The 896-nt window shown below is 36.7% G+C and carries 2 protein-coding genes; both read right to left on the bottom strand.

What is annotated here, in order from left to right; all coding sequences use genetic code 11:
- Positions 1-474: IgG-binding virulence factor TspB family protein (locus CRG49_RS12980; protein WP_304528869.1), on the bottom strand; the 474-nt coding region annotated here is incomplete at its 3' end.
- Complete coding sequence (locus CRG49_RS12975; RefSeq protein WP_095501710.1) at positions 449-769, bottom strand: hypothetical protein; 321 nt, start codon at positions 767-769, stop codon at positions 449-451. The genes CRG49_RS12975 and CRG49_RS12980, both read right to left, overlap by 26 nt.
- Positions 770-896: the final 127 nt, after the last annotated feature.

The raw sequence follows: 896 nt of genomic DNA, 5'->3' as shown, positions 1-896 counted from the left end.
TACATTTTCAGGCGTACAGTATGCGCCGTCATAATGTTTCAAGAATTCGTTTTTTGTTTCGTCATATTGATAACCGGCTGATTCGATGTCGGCTTTGACGACATCATAGGCTTGCTTCAAAAGAAGCGCATTACCTACAAGGGGAACGGCACGAGTGGCTATACGAGCACCGCCTTTAGCTAAACTGAATGCACCATTTAAGACGGCTTGACGGGAGACGGAGGCGGTTAGTTTGGCGGGTACTTTGGATGTGGAACGGTCTCCGGTGGGAGCGTAACGAACGCTTTTATCCATAACAGAAGAATATTCATAATGAAACATTTTCCCATTGCCAGAAATATATTTCCAAGGGCGAATACCGTTTTCATTAAACCCACCAATAGGAATACGTTGCCTACCGTCTCTATCTACTACAATATCAGCATTATCAATAGCTAAAGCATAACTATTAAATCCTAATAGAGTACCTACCATAATAAAAAGCTGTAGAAATTTCCGAATCATAATGTTCAGACCACTCAAAACCATCATCTATAAAATTAATTTTCAGTATTGAACAATCTTCAAAAAACACTACTGTTTCATCTAAATAGGTTCTATTTAAAAAATAAAGAGTAGCATTTCTTGTAATTTGCACAAAATCATGAAAAGGATATATATTTTTTAAATTAAAAAGCTCTTTCATGAAGATATGATTTAACTTCTTATCAAAATATTCAGGATTAGTATCCTTTTTGAATTTCAGTTCTTCTTCAGAAATATAAAACATCTCAAACCCCACTTTCTAGCGTTGGTTATTGTCGAAAGTGGAAATTTATCATGTTTTCATAATCGGCGGTATCAGTCCTTAAACAGAATGAACGCCATGACAACAGGCACGGCCAAGCCGAGAAAGA

The sequence above is a fragment of the Neisseria sp. N95_16 genome (genome assembly GCF_002551535.2).
In the GTDB taxonomy this organism is placed as follows: Bacteria; Pseudomonadota; Gammaproteobacteria; order Burkholderiales; family Neisseriaceae; genus Neisseria; species Neisseria brasiliensis.
Note: the sequence above shows the minus strand (reverse complement) of the source record. Positions and strands in the feature narration are given on the sequence as shown.